Source organism: Paenibacillus albidus (assembly GCF_014644435.1).
GTDB lineage: Bacteria > Bacillota > Bacilli > Paenibacillales > Paenibacillaceae > Paenibacillus_AQ > Paenibacillus_AQ albidus.
The window spans coordinates 333,436-356,040 of record NZ_BMKR01000001.1; the positions used below are offsets into that span (position 1 = coordinate 333,436).

23 protein-coding genes and 1 pseudogene are annotated in these 22,605 nt (G+C 49.5%); 4 read left to right on the forward strand and 20 right to left on the reverse strand.

Annotation, left to right across the window (positions count from 1 at the left end; genetic code table 11):
* Window positions 1-5 precede the first annotated feature (5 nt).
* From IEY53_RS01455 to IEY53_RS01495, 9 genes are all read right to left on the reverse strand, one after another.
* Window positions 6-836 (reverse strand): carbohydrate ABC transporter permease, encoded by an 831-nt coding sequence (locus IEY53_RS01455; RefSeq protein WP_189021834.1) that lies wholly within the window; start codon window positions 834-836, stop codon window positions 6-8.
* 12 nt (window positions 837-848) lie between these two features.
* Window positions 849-1,802: a carbohydrate ABC transporter permease gene (locus IEY53_RS01460; RefSeq protein ID WP_189021835.1), complete on the reverse strand. Its 954-nt coding sequence runs from the start codon at window positions 1,800-1,802 to the stop codon at window positions 849-851.
* A 370-nt stretch (window positions 1,803-2,172) separates the two neighbouring features.
* The gene (locus IEY53_RS01465) at window positions 2,173-4,134 is read right to left on the reverse strand and encodes a DUF6259 domain-containing protein (RefSeq protein WP_189021836.1); all 1,962 of its coding nucleotides are present in this window, start codon (window positions 4,132-4,134) and stop codon (window positions 2,173-2,175) included.
* A 21-nt stretch (window positions 4,135-4,155) separates the two neighbouring features.
* A complete protein-coding gene (locus tag IEY53_RS01470; protein WP_229695907.1) occupies window positions 4,156-4,920 on the reverse strand; it encodes an SDR family NAD(P)-dependent oxidoreductase in 765 nt (254 codons plus the stop codon).
* Between the two features lie 18 nt (window positions 4,921-4,938).
* Complete coding sequence (gene dgoD / locus IEY53_RS01475) at window positions 4,939-6,099, reverse strand: galactonate dehydratase (RefSeq protein WP_189021837.1); 1,161 nt, start codon at window positions 6,097-6,099, stop codon at window positions 4,939-4,941.
* Window positions 6,096-6,317 (reverse strand): FCD domain-containing protein, encoded by a 222-nt coding sequence (locus IEY53_RS35980; protein WP_373293776.1) that lies wholly within the window; start codon window positions 6,315-6,317, stop codon window positions 6,096-6,098. Before IEY53_RS35980 ends, dgoD begins: the two co-directional genes overlap by 4 nt.
* A gap of 180 nt (window positions 6,318-6,497) precedes the next feature.
* Window positions 6,498-6,704, reverse strand: a complete 207-nt coding sequence (locus IEY53_RS01485) for a hypothetical protein (protein ID WP_189021839.1) — start codon at window positions 6,702-6,704, stop codon at window positions 6,498-6,500.
* An 850-nt stretch (window positions 6,705-7,554) separates the two neighbouring features.
* Window positions 7,555-8,376, reverse strand: coding sequence for a TrmH family RNA methyltransferase (locus IEY53_RS01490; RefSeq protein WP_189021895.1), 822 nt, complete (start codon window positions 8,374-8,376; stop codon window positions 7,555-7,557).
* 70 nt (window positions 8,377-8,446) lie between these two features.
* A complete protein-coding gene (locus IEY53_RS01495) occupies window positions 8,447-9,106 on the reverse strand; it encodes a potassium channel family protein (protein ID WP_189021840.1) in 660 nt (219 codons plus the stop codon).
* Window positions 9,107-9,251: 145 nt separating this feature from the next.
* Between IEY53_RS01495 and IEY53_RS01500 the strand changes: the two genes are divergently transcribed.
* Complete coding sequence (locus IEY53_RS01500) at window positions 9,252-9,488, forward strand: small acid-soluble spore protein SspI (protein WP_189021841.1); 237 nt, start codon at window positions 9,252-9,254, stop codon at window positions 9,486-9,488.
* Between the two features lie 133 nt (window positions 9,489-9,621).
* Here the strand turns inward: IEY53_RS01500 and IEY53_RS01505 are convergent, their stop codons facing one another.
* The 3 genes from IEY53_RS01505 to IEY53_RS01515 form a co-directional block, all read right to left on the reverse strand.
* The gene (locus IEY53_RS01505; protein WP_189021842.1) at window positions 9,622-11,208 is read right to left on the reverse strand and encodes a peptide chain release factor 3; all 1,587 of its coding nucleotides are present in this window, start codon (window positions 11,206-11,208) and stop codon (window positions 9,622-9,624) included.
* Between the two features lie 305 nt (window positions 11,209-11,513).
* Window positions 11,514-13,064, reverse strand: a complete 1,551-nt coding sequence (zwf, locus tag IEY53_RS01510) for a glucose-6-phosphate dehydrogenase (protein ID WP_189021843.1) — start codon at window positions 13,062-13,064, stop codon at window positions 11,514-11,516.
* A gap of 348 nt (window positions 13,065-13,412) precedes the next feature.
* Window positions 13,413-14,246: a YwmB family TATA-box binding protein gene (locus IEY53_RS01515; protein ID WP_189021844.1), complete on the reverse strand. Its 834-nt coding sequence runs from the start codon at window positions 14,244-14,246 to the stop codon at window positions 13,413-13,415.
* A 287-nt stretch (window positions 14,247-14,533) separates the two neighbouring features.
* On the opposite strand from IEY53_RS01515, the gene IEY53_RS01520 reads away from it, so the two are divergent.
* Window positions 14,534-15,187: a DUF2812 domain-containing protein gene (locus tag IEY53_RS01520; RefSeq protein WP_189021845.1), complete on the forward strand. Its 654-nt coding sequence runs from the start codon at window positions 14,534-14,536 to the stop codon at window positions 15,185-15,187.
* Window positions 15,188-15,202: 15 nt separating this feature from the next.
* On the opposite strand, the pseudogene IEY53_RS01525 reads toward IEY53_RS01520, so the two are convergent.
* From IEY53_RS01525 to IEY53_RS01560, 8 genes and pseudogenes are all read right to left on the reverse strand, one after another.
* A pseudogene (locus IEY53_RS01525) lies at window positions 15,203-15,430 on the reverse strand (transposase); the annotation flags it as partial.
* 116 nt (window positions 15,431-15,546) lie between these two features.
* Complete coding sequence (locus tag IEY53_RS01530) at window positions 15,547-16,203, reverse strand: response regulator (protein WP_189021846.1); 657 nt, start codon at window positions 16,201-16,203, stop codon at window positions 15,547-15,549.
* A 15-nt stretch (window positions 16,204-16,218) separates the two neighbouring features.
* On the reverse strand, window positions 16,219-17,265 hold the full coding sequence (locus IEY53_RS01535) for a sensor histidine kinase (RefSeq protein ID WP_189021847.1): 1,047 nt from the start codon (window positions 17,263-17,265) through the stop codon (window positions 16,219-16,221).
* 30 nt (window positions 17,266-17,295) lie between these two features.
* A complete protein-coding gene (liaF, locus tag IEY53_RS01540; protein ID WP_189021848.1) occupies window positions 17,296-17,943 on the reverse strand; it encodes a cell wall-active antibiotics response protein LiaF in 648 nt (215 codons plus the stop codon).
* Window positions 17,944-18,281: 338 nt separating this feature from the next.
* Complete coding sequence (locus IEY53_RS01545) at window positions 18,282-18,986, reverse strand: PspA/IM30 family protein (RefSeq protein WP_189021849.1); 705 nt, start codon at window positions 18,984-18,986, stop codon at window positions 18,282-18,284.
* Window positions 18,987-18,989: 3 nt separating this feature from the next.
* A complete protein-coding gene (locus tag IEY53_RS01550; RefSeq protein ID WP_189021850.1) occupies window positions 18,990-19,457 on the reverse strand; it encodes a PspC domain-containing protein in 468 nt (155 codons plus the stop codon).
* 4 nt (window positions 19,458-19,461) lie between these two features.
* Window positions 19,462-20,139, reverse strand: coding sequence for a PspA/IM30 family protein (locus IEY53_RS01555; protein ID WP_189021851.1), 678 nt, complete (start codon window positions 20,137-20,139; stop codon window positions 19,462-19,464).
* A gap of 45 nt (window positions 20,140-20,184) precedes the next feature.
* Window positions 20,185-20,487 (reverse strand): hypothetical protein, encoded by a 303-nt coding sequence (locus IEY53_RS01560; RefSeq protein ID WP_189021852.1) that lies wholly within the window; start codon window positions 20,485-20,487, stop codon window positions 20,185-20,187.
* Window positions 20,488-20,804: 317 nt separating this feature from the next.
* On the opposite strand from IEY53_RS01560, the gene IEY53_RS01565 reads away from it, so the two are divergent.
* Together IEY53_RS01565 and IEY53_RS01570 are read left to right on the forward strand one after the other, a co-directional pair.
* Window positions 20,805-21,488, forward strand: coding sequence for a response regulator transcription factor (locus tag IEY53_RS01565; protein ID WP_189021853.1), 684 nt, complete (start codon window positions 20,805-20,807; stop codon window positions 21,486-21,488).
* Window positions 21,485-22,519: a sensor histidine kinase gene (locus tag IEY53_RS01570; protein ID WP_189021854.1), complete on the forward strand. Its 1,035-nt coding sequence runs from the start codon at window positions 21,485-21,487 to the stop codon at window positions 22,517-22,519. Before IEY53_RS01565 ends, IEY53_RS01570 begins: the two co-directional genes overlap by 4 nt.
* Window positions 22,520-22,605 lie beyond the last annotated feature (86 nt).

Here is a 22,605-nt window from a genome sequence, read left to right on the forward strand (position 1 = left end):
ATCTGTCAGCCCTTTACAGCCCCCTGTGCGAGTCCTCCGACAATCTGCCGGTTGAGTACAAGAAATACAGTCAATACCGGAATCACGGAAATCATCGATCCGGCCAGCAGCAGATTCCATGCGGCGGCTCCGGTTCCTGTATTGCGCAGTTCAACTACCCCTACGGTCAGCGTTTTCGTATCGGGATTCCCGATGCTCATCACTAGCGGCAGGATATAATTGTTCCATTCTGCTATAAATTCCAATAAGAAGAAAGTCGCCGTAATCGGCGCCATCAAAGGCAGGGTCAAACGGAAGAATCGCGTGAAGTAGCCTGCTCCATCCATAATACCAGCCTCGTCCATGTCCTGGCCAAGAGATTTAACAAAACCTTCGTACAGGAATACACTGGCCCCCAAACCGTACAGGGCAACGAGCGGAATCGTGTAAATACTGTCCGTTAATCCCCAATCCACCGCGAGCTTAAATTTCGGGTACAGTGTCATGGGTCCGAGACTGACGAACATGACGCCGATAATCAGCATCGACAGCAGGCGTTTGCCGGGAAACTGCGTTCTGGCGAATACATAGCCGGCCATGGCCCCCATGACCACCGACATCCCTGAGCTTACCACTGCAAAAATGACCGAGTTATAAAAATAGAGCGAGAAATCGAGCTTCTGCCACACTTCGGAATAATTGGACCACGTCCACACTTTCGGGAACAGGCTGCCTCCGGTAATCAGCTCCTGATTCGATTTAAAGGAATAAAAGAATACATACAATACCGGCACAAGCGTCAAAAACGCGGCCGCCAGCAAAAAGATGTATTTCAGCCCCTGCAATAATTGCTTCATCTTGCCCCCTCCTCATTCATGATAGTCCATTTTTTTGGTCAGTCTGAAATACCCCATGGAGATGACGACCAGCATCAGTGCGGTGACCACCGCCACCGTTGCGCCATACCCGTAGTTGCTGCCGGCATCGCCCCCAAAGAACTGGTGGAAAATATACAGGAACGTCAATTCCGTAGCATTGTTGGGTCCGCCGTTAGTCAGAACGAGGAAGGGGCCCATCGATTTCAGCGTACCGAGAATCGAAAGGAAGAGAATCATCTGCAGAATCCGGCCCATCATCGGAATCGAGATATACCGCATCCGTTTCCAGCCCGTGGCCCCGTCCATGTCGGCGCTTTCATAGACATCCTTCGGAATGCTGGTTAATCCGACCAGGAAGAACAGCATGTTGATCCCGAAGTTCTGCCAGGCATCCATCACCATCCCGCTGGCAAATGCCGTCCAGCCGCCCGACAAAAATTGAATCGGCTGATCAATCAGGTGGAGCTTCAGCAGCAGCTGATTAAGCCCGCCGTTATAGGGATTCAGCAAGATGTACATCACCAGGGCCATTGTCGAGCCCGGCAAAATATAAGGCATTACGAACATCGCCCGGAAGATATTTCTGCCCCGCAGGTGCGAATACAGGAACAACGCAAGGACAAACGCCAGAGGAAGCTCGATGAATATTTTCAGGGAGAACAGCCCCTGCTTCCAGAGACTGGACCAGTAGATCTGATCCTCCATCAGCCGGTGGAGATTGGCGAGCCCGGTGAACCGCTCCGGTCTTACGCCGTCATAGTAGTAGAACACATACTTCAATGCCCACCCGATGGGATACAGCGAAAAAACGGTGAAGAAGCAGACGGGCAGCAGAAGCATCAGATAGGCGGGGCCATATTTTCGGAGGAAACGTTTGAAGGAGCGCCGGTTCCCCGGGTTCAGGGAAGGAACGGCCAATTCGGATTCAGCGGCCAGCTTGCTCATTCTCTCTGCCCCCTTTCATTTCATAGCTTAGGGAGAAGCGCTTTAATGGAAACGGCGGTGCAGAAATCGACTGTTTTTCGCCGGATTTCATGGATATTTCCCCTTTCTTCCTGTTGGTACCGCTATTATAGCACCGGCTTTTTGCGCCTTCGCCCCCTTAAACTTTAGATATACTGCATAATACGAGGTGAATTTTCTCCCCTCACAGCGGATTCAAGTTAATATGCAAGAAGAAACGGCTTTGCCGTCCTTAACAAAGGACGGCATCCGTTTCTGCGAGAAATATAAGGATAAAGTATAGCGTAAAACATATATTAAAAAAGCCGCCAATCAGTCCGTGCGGACCGCTTGGCGGCTTGGCATTGGTGGCTTACTTCACGATCTCACATAGCAATTCATTCGCAGCCAACCGAATCATCCGGCTTTGGTAAGTAAGCTGCTTTTCCTCCATGGAATCATTCCAGAATACAAGAAGCCTTCCTGCCTTATGAACGAATTCCGTCTTGATGATTCCCTCAGGCAGCTCCATATCCGTGTCCAGTGAGAAAGTGCCATGATAAAAAAATTCGGCGTAGCTTTCGCGTAAAGCGATCAACCCCTGAATATGGCGGGCATAAGCCTCTACCTCCGTTACCGTTGCCCGGCTGCGGAAAATCGCGATGTCAAACCGATACCCGTACACAAACGCGAAGTTAAGCTGCCGCTTAAAATCACTTCTCTCATCATGAATGAACCGATTAGACATAATTGTCTCCGGAAAGGTCTGCCGATAAAGCTCGGGGAAAGAATCCTCGTCTTTGAAGGCGGCATACCCGCAGCTATGATGGAAATCCAAGAACGGAGCATAGCAGTCGACGACAAATTCCGAGCCAAGAGCTTTATCACCCTCGCATAGCTCACGCATTTGCTTCAAGTTATGCCGCCGCCAAACCGTTTCGTTATCCCCCCGATTTCCGTGATGATGGGAGGCGTCAAAGCAAAGAAGAGGAAAATGTCCGGCAATCTGGTCGTAGAAAATAGAGTCCGGATTATAGCTAAGCTTCTGTTGACCGACCTTGATAAGCTGCTCGTTCCACTCATCAGTAGCCTGACAGGCGGAAACGAAGCTCTTGTAACCAAAATTGCGCAGCAGCATACCATCATTGCTGAATTTGTAATGCTCCCTGTACTCCACGTCATCAATATTCTTGCGACAAATCCGGTACCCTGTCTCCTTGTAATAGTCGGACTTTACATCGATTAGCACCCCGTTGGTGTACAAAGCAACGCGTCCCCCCCGCCGCTGTACTTCTGCGATGGCAGCTTTGAGCCCTTCTTCTCCACCAAGTGCAGGATCTGGCTCATATACGGGGTAACCGTTATCGAAGCCGCCCTTCCACCAGCCGAAGAGCAGGATCATTTCTACGCCAACCGCTTTGCCTTCCTCGTAAACTCGCGGCAGATCATCATATCGAAAATATATTTTGCCGAACTGATGCTTCATGATGATTCGCTGCCAGCCACGAAGCTCTTGTACCCATGCGGGCTTCTGGGGCTCGCTGAACCAGCCATTTGCCCATTGTCTATAAATGGCTGAACCCTGCCGCCAATCACCGGGAACAAAAGCAACTACAGAGACAGGCGACCCCACCTCTTCTCCGGCTTTCACCAATGGAAACTGAGAAACAGCGAGAAGAAAACGCGGGTCACTGTTGCGGGGTCCTATTCCGGCAGCCAGAACGCAAGACGTGAAGCAATCATCATGCCGCCCTACATAGAGAAAATGCGATCCGCTCTGTACACCGAACCAAGCCATGCTGCTGAAGCTCGGATAGGTCATATCGAGCCAGATTTCATGGTTATCGCTGAACATGTATTCACTGTGTGCCTTGTCAATGGCCGTCCAAGGATCAACAAGCCGGTGCCCATGACCCTCACTGCGATACAAGACATCGCGTGCGCGCTCTTCATCTCCTATGACGGATAAATCTACGAACGGAAGCTTGACCTCGTTCACTCTAGCTTCACTTTGATTAATGACCTTATAGGAGAAATGCAATTGGTCTCCGACTGCCACGATCTGCACTTGGAACCGTACAGGATATATATGACCGTCCTCCGCTTCGAGTTGCTGGTATTGGATAACCAATCCATTTTCAATCTCGCTTACGGTTCCGCTCTGCTGGCTTGAGCAGACAGACATATCGCGAAACTCCCCATTGTCCAACTGAATTCTCCAAAAGTCCGCTCCCGCAGTTTCGCGCAAAGGGAGCCCCTCTGCCGACCAGCTTCCAAAACGCCCCTGCAGATCGACAGCAAATTGCAATTTTCCTGCCTGAATCGATAGAGTCATTATCCTCACTCCGTCCTTTCCTTATCTTAAATAAAGCCCGCCGTTTACATCCAGGACAACTCCGGTTAGATAGTGGGCTTCTTCGCTGGCCAAGAATACCGCTGCCGCTGCAACGTCTTCAGGCTTTCCTAAGCCCAGAGGTACGGATTCCGTTAACTTCTGTACTTTCTCAGGCCCATGCGTTTGAAACAGTAATTCGGTTCCGATAATACCGGGAGCGATCGCATTTACTGTAATGCCATAAGGGGCCGCCGTGCGGGCGAGCGTTTTCGTGAATCCCATCTGTCCGCTTTTGCTGGCAGCATAATGAACATGACCATAGATAGCTCCTTGATGCCCCACAACCGAACTGATGGAAATAATCCTGCCGCTTTTTTGCGGCATCATAATGTCCATAGCATATTTCGAGCACAAGAACGTACTCGTCAAGTTGTTGCCGATAATTTCATTCCAGCTGTGCAGCGATGTTTCACCAATTTCTTCTGCTCTGGAGGTGCCCGCATTATTGACCAGTACGTCGAGGCGGCCATACTTCTGTATCGCCATATGAAACAATCTTCGGACTGCATCCTCTTGACTGACATCTGCTTGAATCGCGATGGCATCCCGTCCTAATGCCTTGACCTGATCAACAAGCTGAATGGCATGTTCCGTCACCTCAAGGTCATTGATAATCACATTGGCACCGGCTTTAGCCATACCCAGAATTATCCCGCGTCCGAGACCTCTCGATGATCCTGTCACCAGAACTACTTTTCCGGATAAATCAAACATCTTTCTCTTCACCCCGGTTTCTTTGCTTACTCAAAAATAAGTTTCTGCTGCTTGAGGCCGAATATGGATGAGCTGCCCGTTATAATGTCTCAGATCATGCGGTGCATAAGGATGCTCAAGGACTGCATCTTCATTCAACTCAATGCCTAACCCTGGCTTATCAGGTATCGTCATGTAGCCATCTGCGAAATGCAGCTGCTCATTCGTAATGTCCTTGCGCCAGGGCACATCGCTTGCCATAATTTCCAGATAAAAAAAGTTGGGCGTGCAGGCAGCCAGTTGCAAGGTAGCCGCATTCGCGATGGGGCCGCTTGGGTTATGCGGGGCAAATGGTATGTAGTTCGCTTCAGCCCAAGCAGCAATCTTGCGACATTCCATGATTCCGCCGGCATGACTGATATCCGGTTGCACAAAATCCAGCGCCTTCCGATTGAATACTTCGATGAACGCTTGCCTGGTGAATAATCTTTCCCCTCCTGCGATTGCTACCGGGGATTTCATTCTTACCTCAACCATGGCATCCAAATTATCGGGTGGAATCGGTTCTTCGAACCACACGGGCTTGAAGGACTGAATTTCCTGAGCTATCTTGATCGCAGTGGGTACATTGAAACGGCCATGACCCTCAATGAACAAATCGATATCATTACCGACAGCTTCCCGCACAATTCCGATACATTTAAGGGCGTTGTCCAATTCCTCGTTCGAGATGGTCATAAATGCTTTGCCAAAAGGGTCCCACTTCAATCCCTTGAATCCACGTTTCAACGCTTCCTTAGCTTTAATTCCAAAATCCTCCACACACGTTGCTCCGGCAAACCACCCATTGGCATACACCTTTACCTTCTCATGAACCTTGCCTCCCAGCAGCCTATGAACAGGGACCCCCAGCGATTTGCCGTTGATGTCCCACATCGCCATCTCCACTGCGCTAAGCGCAGACATCAGAACGGCCCCCCCCCGCCAGTAAGCATCCCGGTAGATATTATGGTAATGAGCCTCAATATCCAGCGGGCTCTTACCGATCAGATAACGCTTTAACTCTTCTATGGCTCCAACTACAGCCTTCTCTTTATACTCCAGCGTTGCCTCGCCAATCCCGGTAATACCTTCATCGGTATCAATTTTGACGAATACGAAGTTAGTACGGTAACAATCGACGACAAACGTATTAATACCAGTTATTTTCATCTCCACACCCCTAAGAAACATGTCGTATTTAAGCAGTTATTTCTAATCCAATCTTCGTAGCTTGCACGATCCACTTCTGACCGCCGCATCCTAATATTGGCCTTGGACACATGATTTCTTGTGATGTTAGCGGCAGCTTCCGCATCCCGGTTTTTCAAAGCCTCTAGCAGCATCCGGTGATCGTTCACAATATCGTTGCTACGATTCGAAACGAATATTTACCGCATGCTGTCGATCAACCCCCAGTGTTGGTCAATAATGTGAACCGCTTCACCATTCCATGCCAGATTATTGATAGACTGTGAAATATTCCATTATGTTTCAAGCATAATAGCAGATCACCTCCCGAAGCTGCTTTTTCGTACTGCTCTTCAATCGTTACAAGCTTGTTGTAATCACTATCCGTCATGAAAGGTACACCATTGTAAACCAGCATCGTTCCAATCGCCATCCGGATATCGTACATATCGGATACGCTTCTCATTCACTTCACGCACACTTACCCCTTTATGAGGCAGCTGGCTGACAAGCCCTTCACCTTGAAGCTGCTGCTCCACAGGCCTTGATGCGCCGGCCAGCCTGGATTCTGTGGACAGCTTGCTCATGCGCCCAGCCTACCTTTCATGCTTTTGCCGAAGAAGAAGCGCTGGAATATTAGCTGTAAAGGATGCGGCAGTGACAGATTGTTGTTGCCGGAATTCATGGGTCATGCCCCTTTCTTTCTGTTGGTAATGCCATTATAGCACCGGTTTTTTCGGCCTTCGCCCCCTTGGACTTTGGAAATACTGCACTTTAGGGGGTGGAATTTTCGTGAGGGCTGACTAGATTTAAAAAAAACCGCCAGGCAGTTTGGTGACTGCCTGGCGGTTACGTATTAATGATAAATTAGCATTCTTCTTCAAACATGCCGGGCCTCTTTAGTCGATGACGATTTTGCTGCGGTATTTGTGAACCCACTGCCCGAACGTCCTCTGCGCGAGTTGCTGTTAGAATAGGAATGATCAGAGAAATAAACACCCCTTTAATCGGTGCCCGATGCGTTCTGCTTTAATTGTGCAAAGAAAAAAAGTAATAGACTGAGATTTTACTTGCGCGTTTCATCCATTAGAAAATCTTTTGCTTATGAATAATAAGTTATAGACCGATGCAGACTGACTGTTCGCTCCGGTGAAAGATGCCTAGCAATCATATGTAAAGCAATTGTTTGAAGCATCGACCTAGATCTTATTAGAAAAGCGAATTCAGATTTTCGTGGATCAAATTTAATCATAACTACTCTAGAATCATTCACTCTATAAATGTCATAGTTGCCAGAGCAATTCCGCCTTGTAAAGTGAGGATTATAAAAAAAGTCCTGATATATCAAGGTTTTCTTGTCATCAGGACTGATATTCTTGTGCCAAAACTACGTTCCAAATCAGTGCCAAACTAAATTACAAACGGTGCCAAAGTGAATTACAACTCACAGTGGGATGGGTTTATTTGCTGTGGATACCCCCGCTGCCGCATCCCCTCAAACAACAAAATCGTCGCCGCCATCGCCGCGTTCAGCGACTCGGCCCGGCCGGCCATCGGGATGATGATGCTTTTATCGACCATCTGCGCCGTTTCCGGCGAGATGCCCTTGCCTTCGCTGCCGATCAGCAGCCACTGGCTGCCATGAAAATCGTGCTCATAGCAGGACTCCTCGCCTTGCAGCGAAGTACTCACCAGCAGAGCCCCGCGTTCGCGGGCCTGCGGCAGGATCTCACGCAGATCCCCCTCCACTACCGGGAGATGGAACATCGAGCCCATGGTGGAACGGATGGTCTTGGGGTTGTACAGGTCGGCGCAGCCTTGTCCAAGAATGACTCCGGCTGCTCCTGCAGCATCGGCGCTGCGGATAATTGTGCCTACATTGCCGGGGTCCTGCAAGCCGTCCAGCACGACAACAAGACTGTCCTTCTGCGCCAGGATCGTCTCCACACCCTGCTCATCCTTGCGGACAATGGCGAACACCGGCTGCGGCGTGCCAGTGCTGCTGCATTTGGCAATGACCGCTGCAGATACGCCGATGACCTCCATGCCTTGCACAGCCTGAAGCAGTCCCTTAAGCTCGGCAGGCATGCCTTTATCCAGGTCATATGCCAGACATTCCACGTCCGCTTCAGCTTGCAGTGCCTCCTGCACCAAATGAATACCTTCAACGATATATTTCCGGGTTTTGTCACGGTGTTTTTTCTCCTGCAGTCCGGCCCATTCCTTAACCCGTGTATTTTGCGGAGACATAATTTCCATAAAGGTCCTACCTTTCGTTGCCTTGGCGGCAATAAGTATATCAGAATCCACCAGCACCCGCGGGATGCTCCTACGGGTAAGCCATCTCCAGCTTCGTCAGGTTGTCCTTCCGGCCTACAATGACGAGGACTTCCCCTTCCATCAGCCGGTCCTCGGGGCGGGGCGAAATGTTCATCTCATCCCCTTGGCGGATCGCCATCACGTTGCAGCCGAATCTGGCCCGGATATTCAGCTCCTGCAGGTTCTTGCCCACCATCGGGCCGGAGACCTTCATGTCCAGGATGCTGTAATCCGGTGACAGCTCTATATAATCAAGAATGTTCGGAGAAGCCAAATGATGCGCCACCCGCATACCCATATCCCGTTCAGGATAAATCACCTTGTCCGCACCAATTTTGCTTAACACCTTGCCGTGCAGCTCACTTTTGGCTTTAACCAGAATCGCCGGCACCCCGAGGTCCTTTAGAATCAAAGTAGTCAATATACTGGCTTGAATATCTTCCCCAATTGCCACGACAACTACATCAAAATTCCGGATACCAAGCGCACGCAGTGCTTCCTCATCCGTCGAATCCGCAGATACGGCATGGGTTACAATGCTCGACATCTCCTGTGTCCGCTGCTCGTCCGCATCAATTGCCAGCACATCAAACCCCATGCCGCTGAGCGCTTTGGCTACGCTTGACCCGAAACGCCCCATACCAATGACGGCATATTGTTTTTTGGCCATAACTATGTACCTCCCGCAAGCAATTTACATCTCAAACAGTATATCATATGGGCTCAAAAACTTGAATTTCCACTCCTCCTGCAGGGCACCTTAACAAAGAAAATCATTTGCGCAAAAAGCGCAGCCCAATCCAAGGAGGTATAACATGCCGGTTACCATCGATTTGCGCCAGGCGATTATTCACAAGGTGCATGGCCAGTCCGAAGCCGATTTGCGTCATATGATTGAGGGTTCCGTTGATGGACCCGAAGCGGCGCTTCCGGGCCTCGGAGCGGTGTTCGAGATCATCTGGAAGCACCTGGACTCTGCCAAACAGGACAACTTGGTTACCCTGCTGCATGAGCAGTTGAAGTCCATTAACCCAGGCTCCATCACCTCCTAAATCACAGGAGAACCAGGCCAGGAGCAACTTATCGTCTATTCAAAAACCTCCGCCCTCCTTCATGCATCAGCACGTTGGGAGCGGAGGTTTTACCGTTTACTCATATATACGCCGGGTATCCCGGCTAGTTAACTTAAGGAGCAGTTTCCAGGAATTTGGCTGTCGGATTCTTCTCCATGGCCGTACGCATCGCGTATTCATTCTCGAATAGCACTACGTAGTTGCCCTTTTTGTCAGTTACCAGCGTAGAGTTGATCCGGAACTTGCTCGGGTCCGGCTTATTCTCGTCCACGAACCAGCGTGCGAATTGGTAGTTCATGCGCTGCAGCTGCACATCCACCCCATATTCGCCTTTCATGCGGTATTCAAACACCTCGAACTGGAGCTGACCGACAACACCCAGAATGGTGTCATCAAAGCTTGCCGTGCGGAACACCTGAATCATGCCCTCTTCCGTAAGCTGGTCGATCCCTTTCTGGAACTGCTTTGATTTCAATGCGTTTTTAATGCTTACTTTGGAAAAAATCTCCGGAGAGAACGTCGGCAATTCATCGAATTCCATCTCTCCCGCCTGGCTCAGCGTATCCCCGATCCGGAAGATACCCGGATCAAAGAGCCCGATAATATCACCAGGGAAAGCCTCTTCGACAATATCCCTGTCCTGTGCCAGAAACTGCTGCGGCTGGGACAGCTTAATGTCTTTGCCTGCCCGGACATGCTTCACGCTCATGCCGCGTTCGAACTTACCCGACACGATCCGCAGAAAAGCAATCCGGTCACGGTGGGCCGGGTTCATATTGGCTTGAATCTTGAACACATACCCTGTAAATTTCTCATTCATCGGTTCTACCATACCTATCGTACTGCGGCGCGGCTCCGGTTTCGGTGCCAGATCCAGGAAGTTGTCCAGGAAGGTCTGTACGCCGAAATTGTTGATCGCACTGCCGAAGAATACAGGAGTTAGCTCTCCGCGCAGCACCTTATCGTAGTCAAAAGGATCGCCGGCCACATCCAGCAGCTCCAGGTCCTGGCACAGCTGGTCATGCAGATATTCTCCAGCCATCTCCCGGATTATCGGGTCGCGGTAGCCTTCAACCTTCTGCACCTTGATTACGGTGTGGTCATCGCCCTGGAACAGCTCCACCTGGTTCTTCATCCGGTCATACACGCCGCAGAGCTCACGTCCGCTGCCGATAGGCCAGTTCATAGGTACCGAGCGGATACCCAGCACATTCTCCAGCTCCTCCATCAGATCAAACGGACTTTGACCTTCACGGTCCAGCTTGTTAATGAATGTAAAGATCGGTATACCGCGTTTGGCACAGACCTGGAACAGCTTGATCGTCTGGGTCTCCACCCCTTTGGCAACGTCAATCAGCATGACTGCGCTATCCGCGGCAGTCAGCGTACGGTAGGTGTCCTCACTGAAATCCTGGTGACCGGGGGTATCCAGAATATTTACCCGGTGATCCTGATAATCGAACTGCATGACTGAGGAAGTAACGGAGATTCCGCGCTGTTTCTCAATTTCCATCCAGTCACTTGTAGCATGTTTGCTTGCTTTACGGGCTTTTACCGTGCCCGCCAGACGTATCGCTCCGCCGAACAGCAGCAGCTTCTCTGTCAAGGTTGTTTTACCCGCATCCGGGTGGGAAATGATGGCAAAGGTTCTGCGGCGATTCACTTCCTGTTGCAGCTTCTGATCCAGTGCTTTATTCATTAGACATATCCCTTCATCTATAAATTAATCCTTCAGCTTCAGTCGACATGTCTTTTATCAAATCGGTGCATAGCTCATTGTATAATTTCCCTTCATTCCTAAAATAGTTCAGACCCTTAGGCCTGCCCGGCTCCGCTTCAAGTAAAAGCATCCTTCTCAGTATAGCAAAATCCGGCACTTATTATCTACATAAATACGGATTCTCAAAAATATACTTTCCGTCCCGCAAGACTCCACCAGCCTGTGCCCACAGCAAAAATCGCCCTGCAGCCGCTGCAGGGCGATTATGGTTCATCTATATGTGCTTAGCTGTTCACGCGCCACACCACATTGTCTTCTTCCTGTCCATTCACCGGCCACCAGTGGAAGCCTTCCTTCGCAAGCATTTGATCCGCTTCTACCGGCCCCCATGACCCTGCCGGATAAGAGGCCAGATCACCGGCTTCTTCCTTCCATGCTTTCGCAATCCGGTCGACGAACGTCCAGGCAGACGACACTTCATCCCAACGGGTGAAATAGGTGGAATCTCCGCGTGCAGCATCATGAAGCAGGCGCTCGTAAGCTTCCGGCGAGTTGATGCCAATCATGCAGCTCTGGCAGAAATCCATAGCCAGCGGTTGGATTTCCGATTCCGATCCCGGCTTCTTGGCATTGATCTTCACATAAATGCCTTCCATCGGATTCACGCGGATAACCAGCAAATTCGGCTCCAGTTTATGCTTTTGACCTAAATAAACATTGGTTGGCATTCCCTTGAATTCTACAACCACCTCGGTGGTCTTCACAGGCAGGCGTTTGCCGGTACGGATATAGAAAGGAACACCCGCCCAACGGAAATTGTCCACAAACACCCGAGCCGCGAAATACGTCTCCGTATTGGATTCAGGATCAACCTTATCCTCCTGGCGGTAAGCCGGAAGCGTCTTGCCTTTGTGCAAGCCTTGGGTATATTGGCCACGAACGACGTTCTCGCGAACTTCCTCGGATGAAGCGTACGGACGCAGCGACCGCAGGACCTTAACCTTCTCATCCCGGATATCTTCAGCCAGCAAACGGCTCGGCGGCTCCATAGCAATCATTGTAAGCAGCTGCAAAATATGATTCTGGCCCATATCCCGTAAAGCGCCGGCATGATCGTAGTATCCTCCGCGCTCTTCTACCCCCACGGTCTCGCCAAGAGTAATCTGGATATTGGCAATATGCTTGTTGTTCCACAGCGGTTCAAAAAAGGCATTCGCAAACCGGATCACTTCGATGTTCTGCACCATTTCCTTGCCCAGGTAGTGGTCGATCCGGTAGATCTCCTCTTCCTTGAACACCTGACGGATCTGCTCGTTAAGTTCTTCGGCCGATTCCAGGTTATACCCAAACGGCTTCTCGATCACGAGACGATTCCAGCCTTTGCTGTCCAGCATGCCGCCGGCTTTGAGGTTAAACGATACGCTGCCGAACAGCTCGGGAGCCAAGGCAAGATAGAACAGACGGTTGCCGGGAATATGAAACTTCTCTTCAAGTACTTCCGTTTGCTCTCTCAGCTCACGGAACCCGTCCACATTGTTGATGTCCAGGGATTTGTATTCAAAATGTTCGACGAATGCGTTCCATTCATTCTCTTCACCCGCTTGGTAGCGGCAGAACTCACGAATCGATTCCTTAATATCAGCTCTGAATTCTTCCTGAGTACGCGGGCGGCGCGCTACGCCAATTACCGCAAAGTCATGTGTCAGCTTGCCTTCACGATACAAGCTGTAAATCGCCGGGAAAAGCTTACGCCGGGCTAAATCTCCGGTTGCCCCAAAGATAAAAAATACAGCACCGGGTGTCTGCAGTGCGTCAAGGGTTTGATTTTCAGCCATGGCTCCTCATCTTTCTGTATGTAATATAGTTGACAATCATTCTCAGCGACGGATACATAATAAAAGCTGCATACGACGTGATGCCATTTTATCACATTCCTAAAAAGGATGCCATCACATTCCTGACAAATACTCTCGGAATTTCGCAAAATTCGATTACTCTTTCTTATCATTATGCACACTCTTGCTTATAATAACGGCCAAGACTGTCATTCACAACATATTATAACCCCGTCCATTAACTCCATGCAAAAAAGCTCTGCAATGTAGAGCTTAACCCCCAGCCAGGCCCGGAAGAAATTCCCTTTGAGTAATGTAAAATAGCAAAGGGTTTGTTTAGAAACCTGCTCAGTATTCAATAGTAATTAAAGGCAATCCGAGTGTAACCCGGTTGGTATTATTGTTGCCATCCTTATGGACCGCGAGCTGCAGGGCAATCAAATGGTTGCCACTGCTGACCACACGCTCAAGGTCAGGAACACTGTAGGAGCGGCTGTATGTAGTATCATCTTCGTAGCTCTCTGCCGGATTCATGCCGGGGAGCTGCTCTTGGATCGATTGTTCTATTGAAAATAGTGCGGTATCAGGCCCGCTCTGAGCCTTTGCGGTACCCTGCAGCGAGGCATTCCACTCCGGCGTGATGCCGGCAGAGAACATCAGTGTTCCAGCTTCTTCTGCCGCAGCTTGAAATGTATCTGCCTTCAGAAGATCGCGGGTTTCGACGGTTACAATCACATAGCTGCTGTCCGAGCCCAGCTGACTCCAGAACATGGATATCTTGCTGTAGGCATCTTGGGAGCCGGAAGCTCTGTAGGTTGCATGCCCGTCCTCTTCCCTTGCTTCGATCTTACCGAGACCGAGCTGTTCGGCCAGCATGTCCGAAGCGTTCTTGAAACTGTCGCTATCGCCGCTGTATTCCCCCTGCCATTTCAGGACCAGCCGCAGCGGAGAGCCCGCGGCCGTCACTTCTTGTCCAGCCGATGAAAGCAGAGCCAGCGACTTCTGCAATTCTGCAACACCTAAAGATGCGGTATCGGTAGCTGCCGGCACGCCCGCAGTTGGCTGGTCAGCTCCGCTGCGGAACCCGGCCAGTAAAAGTACAGCAACACTCATGCAAAATATCAGCAGCGTCAGCTTACCTTTTCCTTTTCCTTTTCCTATTCCCCGATTTCCCAGTCCCATACCGCAGCTCCCTCTCATCCAATCTAGCAATCTACTAGAAAGAATAGCCAACTTCAAGAGAGGATATACACTTATGTTGGGGAAACAATACGATTTTAATGAATAAGTGATTAACCAGACAGCATTTTAGATGATTGTAATGGAGTATTAATTATAACCACTTCATCGTACAGCAAAAAAAAGGAATACATAATCACGGAGTCGGGAAAAGAGACCACGTTATCTGAGATAAAGAGACTTCACTCACTGTATAACACAGGAATCACAGTAATTGAGGAGGCGCAAAGATGAAAAAAAGAGTCTTTAAAATCTTTATCAATGCTCTGGAAAGCCAGGAAAACTGGCTTAATTCCATGGGTTCCGAAGGATGGAGACTAGTTCAGGTTAAGCAGAGCTTCTACACTTTTGAGACATGCAAACCCGGGGAATTCATCTATAAAATACAGTTTGTAGCCGATCAATCTATGCAGCAACTGAACCAATACAAGGATTATTTAGGCGATCTGGGAATAAGACATTTTTCACAAGGTCTGAACATCGGAAAATTTGCGATAGGCAACAAGCGATGGCGTCCTTACGGAAAAGGGGCCACTTCATTTGCTTCCTTGCCGGGAAATATAAATTCCGAGCTGCTGATTATGGAGAAGAGAAATGACGGGATTCCCTTCCGTATTTTCTCTGAACGCGGTGAAGAGATCAAATATTACTCTAAAATGCGAAACGCCTTTAGTATTGCTGCTGTTTTACTCACTTTAACTTTCTTTATCAGCAATCCGTCACCCTATTCTCTTATCGCTGAGATTTACAGAAGTGGCGTTGTTGACTGGCGGATTATCTTCAAAATAATCATTATAGTACTGCTTATGCCTTTTTGTCGCACTATATTTACATTCACCAGGAAGATCCGGCACATCAAGCAAGAAGGAAATTTGTATGAATAATTGTCCCCATAACAGTCATAACCACCGGCGTTCATGGTGAAGCTGATCATAATTCTTATTTTCCGTTAACTGGTTGCGAATGTACTCTTCGATTACCTTCTTGTTTCGTCCTATCGTGTCCACGTAGCCCCCTCTGCACCAGAATTGTCGGTTTCCATAACGATACTTCATCTGGGCGAACTGATTGAGAATCATGAGCGAACTTTTCCCTCTCAGGTATCCCATGAATTCGGAAACGCTCACTGAACCCTAGTCGAACTGGGGGCTTTCTTATACAAAAAAATACAGAACGGGGCTCTGCCCCGTTCTGTTGTGCCAGCGTAGTCTTTTATTGATCGGTGAAGTTTATCCAGCTTCGTTTATTCCGCCAGTCCATTTTTATAGGCATAAATAGCGGCTTGGGTCCGGTCCTCTACGCCCAGCTTGGCCAGAATATTCGTTACATGGAACTTCACCGTCTTGATGCCAATAATAAGCTGGTCGGCAATATCCTGATTGGATTTGCCCTGCGCGAGCAGCCGCAGCACTTCCATTTCGCGTTCGGTCAGCTCTTTATAGGCCGGAGACTCGCCTTTGGCATCATTACGGAAGCGGTTCATCATTTTGGAGGCCACCTGGGACTCGAGCACCGATTGTCCTCTTGCCGCCGCACGGATCGCATCCGCCACTTCACTGGCTCTGGACGTCTTGAGCAGATAGCTGAAGGCCCCTGCTTCAATCACCGGATACATCTTTTCATCGTCCAAATAACTGGTCAATACAATCACTTTGCAGTCGGGGTAGAGCTTCAGCAGCTGTCTTGTCGTCTCAATGCCGTCCATGCCGTCCATTACCAGATCCATCAGCACCACATCCGGATTGTACTCCTGGGCCAGCCGTATTCCCTCTTCGCCGCTGCCCGCCTCGCCTACCACTTCTATGCCATCCTCGGTGCCAAGCACCGCTGCAAGTCCAATCCGGACCATTTCATGGTCATCTACGAGCAGTACCTTTACCGGTTCGTCTTCTGTCTCCATGGTTATCCTTTCCTCCTATTCGCTGGCCACAGTATTGACTACAGGCACAGTAATTTCAATTCGCATTCCTTTGCCCGGAGCGGTAATGAACTGAATGGAGCCTCCGGTTTCACTAATACGCTCCTGCATGTTCGACAATCCGTAGGACGTCTGCTTGCTTTCATCCATTTCGAAGCCAATTCCGTCATCCCGCAGCGTCAACCTAACCGTGTCGCCACGGCGGTGGAGCCGAATCTCCATCTTCTCGGCCTTGGCATGCCGCAGTGTATTGGAGATGGCCTCCTGCACAATGCGGAACAGATGATTCTCGATTCCTTTGAGCAGCTGCACATCCGCGTCCATCTCGAACACAATCTCAATCGGCACTTTAATCTTCAGTTCCCTAATCAATTCCCGCAGCCCCTGCTCCAGCCCCTTGCCTTCGAGGTATACGGGTCTTAGATGCAGCAGCAGTGCCCGCATCTCCGACTGCGCCACGGCGGACATCTCTTCGATCAAGGCGATCTGCCGCTGCGCTTTGTCAAAGTCCTTCTCCAGCGTCCGGCCTACCGCCGTCGCCGTCATCGAAATCGCGAACAGCTGCTGGGAGACGGCATCATGCAGCTCACGGGCCAACCGCTGCCGTTCCTCTACAATCGCCGATACCCGCGCTTGTTCCGCCAGCTGCGCATTGTTCGTCGACAGCCGCTGCAGCGTAGTCACCTGATTCTCCCATTTGCCGCTGATCCGGCCCAGCTGTTCTCCAAGACGTCCCAGCTCATCATAACCAAGCTCCGGCATAGACAAGGTCAGATTGCCTTTCTCCCATAATAAGAGGGTCTGCCGCAGAACCTCCAGCTTCCGCTTGACGCGGAAGCTCTGATGGAAACCGAAGCCGATCCCGAAGGCCATCGGCAGCAATATTAGCGTGATCGCCGTCCGGACGCCTAACTTCCAATTCTCAAAAGGCTGCAAATATCCATATGTATACAAAATGTACAATATGACGAGCAGCATGACCAAGGCAAACAGAGCCCCCTCACCCATGCTGCGTGTAATCATATTTGTGTTCTTTTTACCCATTCAGGGGCTCTCCTCCCTTCGTCATACCGGTCAAGACAAACGTACATCCAAATCCCCTAGCAAATAGGAGACGCTAAATTTCACTTTATGTTCACTGCTATCATAATTCGGGGATTTCCAACTCAGCCGGTTCAGCATCCCTGTATCCCGCTGATTGCCGAATTCAATGGAGCCAAACAGCACAAACGCCTCAATCTCCACTCCGTAGTCATCAGCCAATTGAATATCCATATCCCCAAAAATCCCCTGGAACAACATCACAGTCTCCCGCTCCTCCGGCATGGCCAGGGACAGATCCAGATTGGCTTCACCAAGCACATGCCATGAGCTGAGACTGTGCATAACCCAAGGCGAACGGTCCCAGTCGAACATGGACGAGAAATTCTGCTTCTGCATAAACCCTTCCCTGCGCTGCATCCGTTTGGACTTGGTAAAAAACATTCCGAGCGAGATCAGACAGATTCCGAGCACAAGCACCAGATGATCCAGCAGCAGCAGCACCGAGCCGATGCCCAGCAGGGTATAGCCCTGTTTCACTTTGCCGCTCGTTGTCCGGTAAATGCCCAGCAGCAGGAACAGAAGCGCGACAATGGAGAAAAAGCCGATCCATCTGCCAAAAATCATCATGCAGCCCACAGCGATCAGTCCGATGGCAATCAGACGGTTTCGTTTATCCATATCGCACCTCCTAAAAGTTTTGCGAAGCAAAACTAACTTCGTAAGCATAAGCTTAGTTTTGCGAAGCTTCACTATTTAAAGCTTTGCGGTGAAGCAACCGTCACTGCGAGGAATGTTTGGACTTCCGGCCGCTGTTGTCCCCAGATTTTCTGATTTGAACCGCTCTAGCGGATAAAATCCGGTGACAAAGGTGAACGCTACCGCTCCTACAGTTCCAAACTTCCTCTTCGTGACTCGTAAGCATTAACCGCTACAAAAGCCATGCGGTATGGAATTCCATACCGTATGGCTTTACCTTGTTCAGCATATCATATCTCCCTGAGTTAATGGAAGCAGGCTTAGTCTTCTTTTTTGTTCAGAGCAGGTGCTGCTGGTTTATCGTTCAGCTTGTTTTTCAGTGCAGCCAATTGTTCTTCAACTTTCAGCTGTTTCTCTGCATCTACAGGCTTGCTGTAAGCGGCCGAAGGGCTGTAAGGCGCACGCATTACATCAGCTTCAGCTTCAAGCTGCATGATCTTTTCTTCCATGCGGTGGAATCCAAGCGATGCACTTCCGCTCTCGATGGCATGCACACTGCTGATCTGTGACATTTGCTTCTTGGCTTTAGCCATTTGGGCACGGGACACCAGCTCATTGCGCTTGTTGCGCAGCTTGTAGAATTCATCCTTCATGTCATGCAGCTGTTGTACCAGCTCCTTGGCATGTACTTCGGCTTGACCGTGAAGCTCACTGTACTCGGCTTGTTTTTGGTCGAAATAGATTTTTTCTTCCAACAGCTTGCGTGTAACTTCCTCCTGGCCGTTCTTCAAAGCCAGTTCAGCTTGCGCTCCGCGTTGTGCCGACATTTTGGCTGCCTCTTCTACCCGTTGTTTCATACGACGCTCATTTGCCATTTGTTTGGCAACAGTAACTTCCGCCTCGTGGATTTCAGCCTCCATATCGCGCAGATACTGATTAAGCATTACAATTGGGTCCTCTACCTTATCCAACAGATCATTTACCGACGCCTTTGTCATATCTTTAATTCTTTTAAATACTCCCATTATTTACACTTCTCCCTTCTCGTATTTAGACAGTTTTTGTTTGAGTTCTTCTACTTCTTTTTGCAGAGCTTTTTTCTCAATATCCTTCATCATCGCATCCAGACCGGAATCGGAAGCCGAATTTGCGTGGTTCTTCTCAAAATTGGGATTGTAGTTCGGGTGTCCATAAGGCCCGTATCCGCCGGAACCTTGCGGTCCGTGTCCATGCTCAGGTCTGTCAGCGTAAGGTCCGCCGTAAGGTCCGCCTGGTCCAGGTCCATGGCCAGGTCCGAAAGGATTATATTGTGTAGGCTCCTTCGGAATGATCAGTGCAGCGACAAAATATACAGGAATTACTATGCCGCCTGTAAATGGAATACTTACCAGCAGCAGAATCCGCAACAATGTGGAATCAATCCTGAGCGTTTCCGATAAACCGCCTGCAAGTCCTGTCAATACTCTGTCTCTTGTTGAACGAAACATTCGGGTCATTGTGCTACTCCTTTCCGCCATTGTTCAGCTTCTCCTTTAGGCGTGCCATTTCTCTCTCCAGCACAGTGGCCACAGTCTCGCCGGCCTGTACTACATATTCTTGACCCATGCGCCGCAAATCGCGCAGGCTCTTCGCTTCCAGTTCCCAGTCGTTCATCCGGTCTTCCAGACGTCCGAACATTTTGGGTACATCACCGCCGCCGCCGTAGGCACCGGCTCTTTGGTTCATCCGCTGCTGAAGTCTCAGCGATTCCATCCGTGCTGCATAATATTGACGTTTGCTGTACACCGTCTGATACTCCATTTTCAGCTCATTCAGCTGTGATTCGAGTTCAAACAGGGATTGCTGACTGGACTCCAGCAGTCCACTGTACTGCTCCAGCTTCTCTTCATGAATAATCTTTTCTTGCAGAGCAAGCTTTGCCAGATGATCTTCACCCGCTTTTAGTGCCAACAGCGCTTGTTCTTCCCGCTTGTTCTTCATGGATGTGGCCTGGTTCACCTGGTTCTGCAACTGCTTGGTGTGTGCTGCGTATTGCTGATACAGCCGTTCGGCTTCACCGATCTCCTCACGGGTTGAGTGTAGAAATTGATCAATCAGCTTCACAGGATCTTGGCTTTGCTCAAGTCGTTCATTCAAATTAGCTACGGTAATATCCCTCATGCGGCGAAAAACACTCATGATTTCCTGCTCCCTCCCTGCTTCGTATTTAAGTAATCGTTCAAGTTAGTAAGTACTTCTTCTTTTATTGTTCAATACCGAGACGCCCCATACAATCAGCGCGACTCCGAGCAGTGGCCCAATCAGCCAGGACAGCTTCGCGATCAGGGTCATGACACCGATGAACATTAACCCCCAGCCGATAAACTTGCGTCCGTTCTTGATCCCAAGGTATCCGAGAACAACCAGCAATACCGGGAAGATCAGTCTGAACATTCCGTGAATCAGAGGAAGCGCCATACCCAGTAACATGATTCCGCCAAGTACGATTAGCACTACCGCCAAGCCATTTCCTTTGTTTGTTTGCATTTTTTCTCACCGCCTTTCGTTGTCCTCTTTCTTATATCCTTATTCTAGAGCAAACCTCGAACTTCCAAAACAGACCGGGGACGGTTTTTCGTACTGGACCTTAGTCGGGGACGGCTTGGGACTGCAGGCTACTTGAAAAGGGATATTCTCGTTTCCGGGGACATCCCTTGGTGTAAGCTATTCTATATTCCTTAAGGCCGGGCCGTGTATCTTAACGTCAACGGCTGCTCCTCGTCAATTGCAATCTCTTCCGTGTTACAATGTATTTTTTGGGACCTATACTAACTATTTGACCTAAAAAACAAAGGAGAATTGCCATGAATATAATGATCGTTGAGGACGACCGCAGCTTAAACAAAGGGATCGCGCTCACTCTTGCCCAAAACGATGTGGTAATACATCAAGCGTACGATATTTCTTCGGCTGAGCATATTATTGCAGTTCACCCTGTTGATCTTATTATTCTGGATATCAATCTGCCGGACGGCAGTGGGCTTGATTACTGTGAACAACTCCGCAGGACGTCACGGGTACCCGTTATTTTCCTCACCGCCAACGATATGGAGTCCGATATTGTTACCGGGTTTGGACTGGGAGGCGATGATTATATCACCAAACCATTCAGTTTGATGGTTCTGCGCGCCAGGGTAATGGCGGTGCTCAGGAGGACGGACTCGCAATCGGCTGGCACAATAACGCTGGGCCCGTTGGAATTGGATTTTGAGAAAATGGAGTACAGCAAACACAAACAGCCGCTCCAGTTGAGCAAAACCGAACAAAAACTGCTGCGGCTGCTGGTAACCAATACGGGCAACATTCTGACCAGAGAACAGCTGATCGACAAGATCTGGAGCAAGGACGCCGAATTCGTGGATGAAAATGCGTTGACTGTAGCCATCAAACGGCTGCGGGCCAAACTTGAGGATGACCCGGCAGCGCCAAAATATATTAAGACCGTCTATGGGCTGGGTTATATGTGGACTGAGGGGCAGAAACTATGAATGCAAATAGAACCACCCCTCCTTTCAAGCAGATTCATGTAATCTTCTTATTGGTACTCATAATTCTCGTGGCCTGTTTTACCTGGAGAATTATGTTTCTGTACGGGTTCGACCCCGTTCTGCTTCAACTCTCTTCTCTATTCTTCATCTGCCTGTCAGCAACAGGAGCCACCTGGGTATGGTTATGGAACCGCCAGACCGCAACCTATATACAGGCTTTGGATGCAGCGATTGAGCGGGCCATTCATGACCAGCCGCCACTCACTATCTATGAAGAAACAGCCCTGTCTTCGATGGAACATAAACTGAAGCGATACATAGGAATTGCCAAGGCGAATGAACGGAATATTCAAACCGAGAAAAACAAAATAAAAGAGCTGATCTCGGATATCTCCCATCAGACCAAAACTCCCCTCTCTAATATCATGGTATTCAGTCAGTTGCTGGAGGAGACACACGGACTGAGTGAGGATGCGAGGCACTACGTGCAGCATATTCAAGCGCAGTCGGACAAGCTGGATTGGCTGATCCAGTCTCTAATCAAATTATCACGGCTGGAGACGGGAATGATCTCCCTGCAGATTGAAGCGAAACCGCTCATACAGACCCTTACCAAGGCATTATCCCAAGTATATATACTGGCGGAGAACAAACAAATTACCATCAGTATTGACTGCGGGACGGATATCACAGCCTGCCACGATGCCAAATGGACAAGCGAAGCGCTGTTCAACCTGCTGGAGAATGCTGTGAAATATACGCCGCAGGGCGGACAAATTTCGATTTATGCTGAATGCAATGAGATGTTTACCTGCATTGAACTTACCGATACGGGACCTGGCATCCCCGGCGAAGAATTCCCCCACATCTTTAAGCGGTTTTACCGGGGGAAGCAGGTGCGGGAAGTCGAGGGGGTCGGCATCGGCTTATTTCTGGCCAGAGAGATTATTTCGGCGCAAGGTGGTCATATCAAAGTCAGTTCCGAAGTGGGAACAGGCACAACGTTCAAAGTGTTCCTCCCCCAGAGATGAAATAGAATGTGTCATTAGCGTCAGATTTCAGACACTCTCCTGTCAGATTGTTTTGTTACCTTTAAGACAGTGGACAGATTAATCTC

What these genes read in the sequence shown, in the direction of transcription:
- IEY53_RS01455 (WP_189021834.1), bottom strand. Translation starts at nt 836, where the DNA reads ATGAAGCAATTATTGCAGGGGCTGAAATACATCTTTTTGCTGGCGGCC.
- IEY53_RS01460 (WP_189021835.1), bottom strand. Translation starts at nt 1,802, where the DNA reads ATGAGCAAGCTGGCCGCTGAATCCGAATTGGCCGTTCCTTCCCTGAAC.
- IEY53_RS01465 (WP_189021836.1), bottom strand. Translation starts at nt 4,134, where the DNA reads ATGACTCTATCGATTCAGGCAGGAAAATTGCAATTTGCTGTCGATCTG.
- dgoD (WP_189021837.1), bottom strand. Translation starts at nt 6,099, where the DNA reads ATGAAAATAACTGGTATTAATACGTTTGTCGTCGATTGTTACCGTACT.
- IEY53_RS01485 (WP_189021839.1), bottom strand. Translation starts at nt 6,704, where the DNA reads ATGAGCAAGCTGTCCACAGAATCCAGGCTGGCCGGCGCATCAAGGCCT.
- IEY53_RS01490 (WP_189021895.1), bottom strand. Translation starts at nt 8,376, where the DNA reads ATGGAAATTATGTCTCCGCAAAATACACGGGTTAAGGAATGGGCCGGA.
- IEY53_RS01495 (WP_189021840.1), bottom strand. Translation starts at nt 9,106, where the DNA reads ATGGCCAAAAAACAATATGCCGTCATTGGTATGGGGCGTTTCGGGTCA.
- IEY53_RS01500 (WP_189021841.1), top strand. Translation starts at nt 9,252, where the DNA reads ATGCCGGTTACCATCGATTTGCGCCAGGCGATTATTCACAAGGTGCAT.
- IEY53_RS01505 (WP_189021842.1), bottom strand. Translation starts at nt 11,208, where the DNA reads ATGAATAAAGCACTGGATCAGAAGCTGCAACAGGAAGTGAATCGCCGC.
- zwf (WP_189021843.1), bottom strand. Translation starts at nt 13,064, where the DNA reads ATGGCTGAAAATCAAACCCTTGACGCACTGCAGACACCCGGTGCTGTA.
- IEY53_RS01515 (WP_189021844.1), bottom strand. Translation starts at nt 14,246, where the DNA reads ATGGGACTGGGAAATCGGGGAATAGGAAAAGGAAAAGGAAAAGGTAAG.
- IEY53_RS01520 (WP_189021845.1), top strand. Translation starts at nt 14,534, where the DNA reads ATGAAAAAAAGAGTCTTTAAAATCTTTATCAATGCTCTGGAAAGCCAG.
- IEY53_RS01530 (WP_189021846.1), bottom strand. Translation starts at nt 16,203, where the DNA reads ATGGAGACAGAAGACGAACCGGTAAAGGTACTGCTCGTAGATGACCAT.
- IEY53_RS01535 (WP_189021847.1), bottom strand. Translation starts at nt 17,265, where the DNA reads ATGGGTAAAAAGAACACAAATATGATTACACGCAGCATGGGTGAGGGG.
- liaF (WP_189021848.1), bottom strand. Translation starts at nt 17,943, where the DNA reads ATGGATAAACGAAACCGTCTGATTGCCATCGGACTGATCGCTGTGGGC.
- IEY53_RS01545 (WP_189021849.1), bottom strand. Translation starts at nt 18,986, where the DNA reads ATGGGAGTATTTAAAAGAATTAAAGATATGACAAAGGCGTCGGTAAAT.
- IEY53_RS01550 (WP_189021850.1), bottom strand. Translation starts at nt 19,457, where the DNA reads ATGACCCGAATGTTTCGTTCAACAAGAGACAGAGTATTGACAGGACTT.
- IEY53_RS01555 (WP_189021851.1), bottom strand. Translation starts at nt 20,139, where the DNA reads ATGAGTGTTTTTCGCCGCATGAGGGATATTACCGTAGCTAATTTGAAT.
- IEY53_RS01560 (WP_189021852.1), bottom strand. Translation starts at nt 20,487, where the DNA reads ATGCAAACAAACAAAGGAAATGGCTTGGCGGTAGTGCTAATCGTACTT.
- IEY53_RS01565 (WP_189021853.1), top strand. Translation starts at nt 20,805, where the DNA reads ATGAATATAATGATCGTTGAGGACGACCGCAGCTTAAACAAAGGGATC.
- IEY53_RS01570 (WP_189021854.1), top strand. Translation starts at nt 21,485, where the DNA reads ATGAATGCAAATAGAACCACCCCTCCTTTCAAGCAGATTCATGTAATC.